Genomic DNA, 7,285 nt, shown 5'->3' on the forward strand with positions numbered 1-7,285 from the left:
TCTGAGCGAACCTAGCGGAAAAAGCTTCGTTAGCCCAAAGAAACGATGACCCGCTTGACTGTCTCCACAAGGGTCCTCTTTGTGGTTTTTCTTGGACGGCCGATTTTTCTCTTTTTGGCGCCGCCCGTGCTCGATAGCTTTTTTCTTCTAGAAAGGGTATGCGCAGGGGAAGAAAAAAGGGGGCTAAGAGATGACCCGCGAACAGGCAGTCCAGCGGCATCGGGAGCTCGCCGAACAAATCCGTCGGCATGATTATCTTTACTACGTTCTAGGCCAACCAGAAATTTCCGATGAAGCCTACGACGCCCTCTATCATGAATTGGTAGAGCTCGAAAAAAAGTTTCCGGAACTAATCACCCCCGATTCGCCCACCCAGCGGGTGGGCGGTCAGCCACTAGAAGAGTTTCGCCATGTGGAACATGCTGTTCCCATGTTGAGTTTGGATAATACCTATTCGGAAAGCGAGCTTTTGGAGTTTGTCGAACGGGTGACTCGAGCTCTCCGTTGCCCTTTTGTTCCGATGGTGGTGGAGCCGAAAATCGATGGGGTATCTATTAGCTGCCGCTATGAGAAGGGGGTTTTTGTCCAGGCAGCCACACGGGGTGATGGAAGAGTCGGGGATGATGTCACCCAAAATGTTCGTACCATTCGTTCGCTCCCCCTTCGCCTTCTCTTAGCTTCTCCTCCGGAGGTCTTAGAAGTCAGGGGAGAAGTCTACTTTCCTTTGGAGGCCTTCCGGAAGGTGAACGAAGAAAGAATCCGGGCGGGAGAGCCGCCCTTTGCCAATCCTCGTAATGCTGCTGCCGGTACGCTTAAACAGCTTGACCCTCGAATCGTTGCTTCCCGGCCGCTTGCGATTGTCTTTTACGCCGCCGGACAAATCCGTGGCCTATCCATAAGAACTCAGCGCCAGTGGTTGGAGTTTCTCGGCAAGGCCGGGCTTCCTCGTCCCGAGAGATTTTGGTTTTGCCAGAATAAGGAAGAGCTTCTCTTAGCCGTCCGTGAGCTTGATCAGTTGCGTCCCGCGCTGCCTTATGAGACAGATGGGGCCGTCATCAAAGTGGATGACTGGACTTTGCGCGAACGGTTGGGGCAAACGGCCAAAGCACCTCGCTGGGCCATTGCCTACAAGTATGGCTCGGCGAAAGCCCGGACGAGGCTTCGCTCGGTAACGTTTCAAGTCGGAAGAACAGGGACCATAACCCCCGTGGCAGAGATGGATCCTGTGTTTTTAGGAGGGACCATTGTGAGCCGGGCCACTCTTCATAACTTCGATGAGATCCGAAGAAAAGGGATTCGCATTGGAGATTATGTCTTTGTGCAAAAAGCAGGTGAGGTGATCCCGGAAGTGGTTGGGGTGGATGTGGCCGCTCGGAATGGTACCGAAAAAGAGATTGTCCCGCCGGAACAATGCCCCGTATGCGGAGAAAAGCTTCAATGGGAGGGGATTTTTCTTCGCTGCCCGAATCTCAACTGCCCGGCACAGCTCAAGCGCCTTTTGATGCACTTTGCGCAGCGCAGAGCGATGGATATAGAAGGGCTGGGGGAGAAGCTGGCCGATCAACTGGTGGATACGGGGTTGGTGCAAGATGTGGCGGACTTGTACACGCTCCAGATGCGTGATCTTTTGCGTTTGGAACGCATGGGAGAAAAGTCGGCCCGAAATCTTTTGGAGGCGATTGCAAAGAGTAAAAAGCAAGATGCAGCTCGCCTGATTTTTGCGTTAGGGATCCCCCATGTGGGGGAAACCCTTGCTCAGGAACTTTGTCGGCATTTTGGGAATCTCAACCGCTTGGCCCAGGCATCTTTGGAAGAGCTCCAGGCAGTACCGAACGTTGGAGAGATTGTTGCACATAGTCTTTACCGGTACTTCCGGGATCCCAAAAATCGCCGGCGCCTCGAGCGGCTCAAAGAATACGGAGTCAATTTCCAATGCTTGGAGCGCCGGTTGCCGGTTGGACCGCTCTCCGGCAAGACTGTGGTCATTACCGGAACTCTTTCCGAACCGCGGGAGGAAATCGCAAGAAAGATCGAGGCAGCTGGTGGGCGTGTAGCCTCTACGGTAAGCCGTCGTACGGATTGGCTTATCGTGGGAGAAAATCCCGGGTCGAAACTCCAAGAAGCCCGGCGGCTTGGCATTCCAGTGATGACAGAGCAAGAGCTTCGGCGGATGCTTAGCTGAAGCCAAACGGGGAAAAGCGGTTCCGCTGAGGAGGGTACGCAGGTAGAGAAAACCCTAGGCGAGCCTATTTCCAAGGCGCGGACGGAGTTGTTGTGGCTGTCTCGGTCCTTACATCGTTGTCTGGTTTGTTCCTCGGAAGCCTCGGTGCACGGCGCAGTCACAGGGACTTTCGTAAGAAAAAACCGCAAAAACTTCCCAGGCTTAAGGTAGCCCGGTTCTCGGGCCAAGATGGCTTTGTCTAATGTTCTTTGCTGCCCGTACGGAATCTTTTTCAGGGAACTAAAACGATCTTTCCAAGAGCTCCGGGCTCCCAGATCATGCGATGCGCTTTGGGTGCTTGGGACAAGGGTAGGATCGCTCGAATGTGAGGTCGGACGAAGCCTCGCGACAGACCTGCTTCAAGGGCCAAATGAAACCCTTCGAGTTCTTGGGGCGAAGCATTGGCCAGACTTAATCCAAGAATTCCACCGTCTTTGGCCATTAGCTTTCTAGGGTCAATACAACTCTCTCCCCGGCATCCAACGACGATCACTCGTCCACCCGTTCGAATAATGTCAAGATCCCGGGCGAGATTGACGTTGGCAAGCATTTCCAACACAATTCCAAAACCGACTCCGCCCGTCCATTCAACCGCCTTTTCCCAGTGGGACGGATCGGTATGATCCCAAGCTGCCTGAGCTCCATTGCGGAGTACAAGCGACCGTCCCTCTTCGGTGCTCGCCGTTGCAGCCACCCGCAAGCCAAAGGCAGAGGCCCATTGAATAGCGGCTAGCCCTACGCCTCCACTGCCCCCGTGAACCAAAAGGGTTTCACCTGGTTTGGGAGAAACCAGAACGAAAAGAGCCCGGTAGGCCGTCCCATAGGGTACATAGAGGCAAGCACCCTCCGCAAAGCTAATCGAGGGAGGAAGCGGGTAAACTTGTGACTCCGACGCGACAGCAAGTTCGGCGTAGGTGCCCGTGCGGCTCCCAGCCAGGTATACCCGATCGCCTGCCTTGACTTTAGTGACCTTCGGACCAGTTTGTTCCACCACCCCGGCGCCGTCAATACCCGGCGTGAATGGTAGCTCCGGAGAATACCCGAACTGGCCTCCGCGCAGGTAGGTATCCACCGGGTTTACTCCGGCTGCATGGATTCTGACCAATACTTCTCCTTCCCCGGGGACTGGGTCGGGAAGCTCTTCCAGCGTCATGACCTCTGGTTGGCCTAACCGACGAACGATGATGGCCTTCACAGCCAGCTTTCTATAGGGCACCAAAAAGAAAAACAAATGGTTTTTCCTGGATGGATTCCAGGGTCGTAAGATTGGGAAACCGACTTTGGCACAAGGGGAAAAGGGCCGCTGCCGGGGACAGGGATAGCCGAAAAGCGACTGCGTTGGAAGCTTTTGTGAAAATCCGCACGAAGGGACCGTTCTTCTGGCTCGTTTGGGGTCTTTGGGTTCCCCTTTTCCTTTGGGGACTTTTCGAGTGGATTCGCGTCTTTTGGTTCCCCCCACCTCTTCCTTGCCCGACGTATGCCAAGCAGCTTCTGGTCTGTCTTACTCCAGCGACAAGTGCGTCCTTCGGTTGGATCCGCCTTTATGAGCGATCGAGCTTTCACACTCCCTGGAAAGCGGAAAGCCCATGGTTTTTTGCTCGAGTAGGACGCAATGGCCTGGCCTGGGGAATCGGGCTCCATCCAGCGCAGAGGGGCAAGCAGAAACGTGAAGGGGACGGCTGTTCCCCGGCAGGGCGGTTCCGGATCGGGTGGGTCCTAGGGGAAGAAGATCGACTGCCTGAAGGAGCACGGTGGCCTTGGTACCACCGAAAGACCTCCCGGGACGCCTGGGTGGATGACCCGTCCCTTCCCCAATATAACCATTTGGTAAGCTTGCCGGAAGGACTGCCGTTGCCTTCCTGGTTTCCCTCCCAGAGAATGAGTCTAGGAATTCCTGCGAGGAAGTGGATGATTTTGATCGAGCATAATTATCCTCGATCCGTTCCCGGCGCCGGAAGTGCCATATTCCTGCACGCTTGGACTGACCCAAAGCTTCCCTCGGAAGGATGCACGATGGTGGATCCAAAGGTCATTTTGGCGATTCTGACCTGGCTGGATCCGCAAAAGCATCCGGAGCTGGTTCAATTGGACGTCGGTTCCTATGAAACTTTCAGTTTCCTGTGGGGTCTTCCCCAACCGGAAGACCTGGTCCCCTGGCCAGAGGGTCTTGAGCCGAGGTTTTCTCGCAAGGATCGGCTGGTGCTGAATAGCAAACGGTTACAAGTAGTCCCCCCTCCTAGAGTGCAAAACTACTCTCCGGCCCCTTTTCCCTAAAAAAGCTCATGGTACCATGGGTCACTGACAAGCGATGAGCTTGTGGGCGAACCTGTGGCAATGAGGTTTTCGGGTGGGAGTTTATACGCCTACATCAAGAGTGTCCCCATAGGCCGGGCTAGAAATGCGCCCTCAAAAGGATGGATTGAAAAATGGGGAGGAAGGTACTGCCACCCTGCTGCTTAGCGATCTATTCCTATTGCGCTTCGCCGGCTTGAATCGTCGTGACAAAGTCTACAGCAGCCGTCGGGGAGGCCCAAGTTGGAGACTCTCCACCGACCCAATGGAAAAGAGCAAAGACGCGATGGCTTTTTTTCCTGTAGCAGGGGATGTCCTTTCTCCCTGGCTTCCCTGGACTTGGGGAAAACCAGAAACGAGTCCCGGTGATTCATGAGGGCATGCCAGGCATGGAATGGGAGAACTGGCAGTAGGCAAACGCAAGGTGCAAAAGAAAAACCGTTTCGAGGACCGCCCGATATGTTTTTTGGGAAGCGTTCGCTCTAATCTTCCCTACGGCGCCACGACTCAATAGAACAAACCCGAAAAACGCGTCTAAAAGGAACGCTTCCCCCATAGAGATCCCTGGTAACAAAAAAGGCCTGGGAAAAGCAGGCCTTTTTTTTAAGGAAAAAAGGTGAACCGGCAATGGACTACGGTTGGAAGATGATGGGTGCTGGAGTGTAAGCGCCATTTACAATCGGCTTCAATCTGACATTAGCTTGTTCAATAAAAATTTCTCCATCGAGGGTGCTAGATCCCCCAAGCGCATCCCATTGGGTCGAGGCAGCGCTAAGGTACTGATTTTGCGAAAAGATAGCAATCGTCCCCCCTTGACCGGAGCTTGACGCTACACTGAGCTGCGAGCCACCGTTAATGAGCACACTCTTTCCTTGGTTTGTGGAAGGCGATGAGTTCGCAAAGATATTGATGTTGCCGCCTGCTAAGGTTCCGTTCGCAGCTAGGTTCGAATGTTCGATTTTGGCGATACCCGTAGCGATATCTATCTGGCCGCCGATGGATAAGCCGTTGCTTGCCGTAACATCGCTATTGACAATATGCACCTCGCCACCAGGCTGCCCGATCGTGATGTGGGTATCGCCGTAAAGGCCTTGCACGATGGGCGTTGTCCCCACAAGGTTAATGTCCACCGATCCATTGGCAGCGGCCAAGCCTACGTATGTACCCGTAAGCGTTGAAGTGCCGATACGGATATTATTACTAACGAGTACAACATGGCCTCCTTGATTGGAGGCAGTAATGCTGGAACCGTTCACGGACAGGGACACCCCTGGCGCCGTCTGCGTCAATAGGACATGCCCGCTAGGGAAACCATTTAAGAAGTCATTGTCGTTCACGTCGAAGGTGCTCGCCCCAAAGCTAAACGCGTTGATGACCGCCCCGTTGCCGATTGTGATTCCTGCAGTGTTAATGAGGTAAACTTCTCCATTTGCCTGAATCGCACCCAGAATTTGGCTGGGATTTCCCGTGATATCCCGATTGAGGATCGCTGAGTGCGTACCCGGTTGAACGAACTCAACGCTATTGCCAGAACCGATGTCAAACCCTGTGGTCGAGGAACCCCACGTACCCCAATTGATAATGGTTCGAGCATTGAGAGGGCCGGACTGTATCACGGTCAACTTATCGGTAGTGTACACTGCATTGACCGGAGCGCCTGACGTGCTCGAAATCCCCGTCGGCAGAAGCGGCTGACCGTATCCCTTCGGATTGGCCACGACCCAGAGTGACACTCCAAACGTCCAGCTAAGGAAGAGACGGATGGGAGAAAACCAACACCTACCTATTGCGGTCATACTCTTCGGCCTCCTTTCTTCTCGCTTCTCAACGGCGCGGATTTCTTGGGGTTGTATTCCCCTCTGATGTGTTACCTGGAGCATTTCCCGCGCGATCCTGTTTTTATAACTGACGCCTAGGCTACGTCAACGCCGAAAGAGGCCGCTTTGCGTGCCACACGGTTAGCTGCCCCGACTCCGCGTCGGGGGCTTTTCTTTTAGCTGCTCTGGGTAATAGGGGTTTCTTGTGGCCTCCATGGAGGCAAGGTGTTATGCGAAAGGAATGTCGAGGAAGTTCGAGGAATCCATGCAAGTGAAGCTCTGGCTTGAGAAAGCGCTGTGATTTTTCGATCCCATGTTCCCTCCGGGGGGATTTGCACTTTCAAGAGAGTCTCAACCTCTTGGATCCTTGGTAGCACAAACAGTAGCTTCTTTCTTCCATGGCGCATGCGGAGCTAGGTTAGAGCCGGCAGTCTATCCTGCCGGGGTTTGGTTAGGTGCTTGGAACGCCCCAGCGGAAAACGGTGCGAAACACCGAGCAGGCCAGTTTTCCAGCGCGCTGGTCCGCCGGCGCTTCGGGGTGCTTTCTGCCGCCGCAAGCGAGATTGGCCGGCGACTGAGGGAAGAGGAAACGGTTCATCGGGACGTGGTTCGGGCCCTGGACCACTCGTTTGACGATCGCATCCGGCGGAAGGTGTTGTTGGACGGGTTACCCATCCATTTGGTATCCCAGGTTGCCAAAAGCTAAACAAACGAGACTTGGCGGCAGAGGCAAAACCTCGTTACGGCCATGGGCGGGGCTCGCTGCGTCCTGGCCTATTACAAGCTTTCTGGGAGCTAGGCGGCTTTTCAACCGGAGAAGGCAAGGCCCTGTTGGAAACCTCAAAGCGCGTACGAGAAGGTAGCCTCCCAGGCCGGGCGAGAGTTTTTTAGGGGAATCAAAAGGCTTGCGATAGGGTTCGTATCGCGCGGGAAAATTCCTCTTTGATTCCCAGGA

The 7,285-nt window shown here is 54.4% G+C and carries 6 protein-coding genes; 3 read left to right on the forward strand and 3 right to left on the reverse strand.

Translation table 11 applies throughout. The features are described from left to right. Window positions 1-190: 190 nt before the first annotated feature. Window positions 191-2,182: an NAD-dependent DNA ligase LigA gene (gene ligA / locus KK925_RS01680; RefSeq protein WP_174581852.1), complete on the forward strand. Its 1,992-nt coding sequence runs from the start codon at window positions 191-193 to the stop codon at window positions 2,180-2,182. 271 nt (window positions 2,183-2,453) lie between these two features. On the opposite strand, the gene KK925_RS01685 is transcribed toward ligA, so the two are convergent. Then, window positions 2,454-3,416 (reverse strand): NADPH:quinone reductase, encoded by a 963-nt coding sequence (locus tag KK925_RS01685; protein WP_174581853.1) that lies wholly within the window; start codon window positions 3,414-3,416, stop codon window positions 2,454-2,456. Between the two features lie 71 nt (window positions 3,417-3,487). Between KK925_RS01685 and KK925_RS01690 the strand changes: the two genes are divergently transcribed. Further along, window positions 3,488-4,495, forward strand: coding sequence for a L,D-transpeptidase family protein (locus tag KK925_RS01690; protein ID WP_214096193.1), 1,008 nt, complete (start codon window positions 3,488-3,490; stop codon window positions 4,493-4,495). Window positions 4,496-4,883: 388 nt separating this feature from the next. On the opposite strand, the gene KK925_RS01695 is transcribed toward KK925_RS01690, so the two are convergent. Together KK925_RS01695 and KK925_RS01700 are read right to left on the reverse strand one after the other, a co-directional pair. After that, window positions 4,884-5,069 (reverse strand): hypothetical protein, encoded by a 186-nt coding sequence (locus tag KK925_RS01695; RefSeq protein ID WP_214096194.1) that lies wholly within the window; start codon window positions 5,067-5,069, stop codon window positions 4,884-4,886. A gap of 76 nt (window positions 5,070-5,145) precedes the next feature. Beyond that, window positions 5,146-6,309 (reverse strand): two-partner secretion domain-containing protein, encoded by a 1,164-nt coding sequence (locus KK925_RS01700; RefSeq protein ID WP_174581855.1) that lies wholly within the window; start codon window positions 6,307-6,309, stop codon window positions 5,146-5,148. A gap of 388 nt (window positions 6,310-6,697) precedes the next feature. Here KK925_RS01700 and KK925_RS01705 point away from each other — a divergent pair, with 388 nt between their 5' ends. After that, the gene (locus tag KK925_RS01705; RefSeq protein WP_214096195.1) at window positions 6,698-7,036 is read left to right on the forward strand and encodes a hypothetical protein; all 339 of its coding nucleotides are present in this window, start codon (window positions 6,698-6,700) and stop codon (window positions 7,034-7,036) included. Window positions 7,037-7,285: the final 249 nt, after the last annotated feature.

The sequence above is a fragment of the Candidatus Methylacidithermus pantelleriae genome (assembly GCF_905250085.1).
Classification (GTDB): Bacteria; Verrucomicrobiota; Verrucomicrobiia; order Methylacidiphilales; family Methylacidiphilaceae; genus Methylacidithermus; species Methylacidithermus pantelleriae.

What these genes read in the sequence shown, in the direction of transcription:
- ligA (WP_174581852.1), top strand. Translation starts at nt 191, where the DNA reads ATGACCCGCGAACAGGCAGTCCAGCGGCATCGGGAGCTCGCCGAACAA.
- KK925_RS01695 (WP_214096194.1), bottom strand. Translation starts at nt 5,069, where the DNA reads ATGGGGGAAGCGTTCCTTTTAGACGCGTTTTTCGGGTTTGTTCTATTG.
- KK925_RS01700 (WP_174581855.1), bottom strand. Translation starts at nt 6,309, where the DNA reads ATGACCGCAATAGGTAGGTGTTGGTTTTCTCCCATCCGTCTCTTCCTT.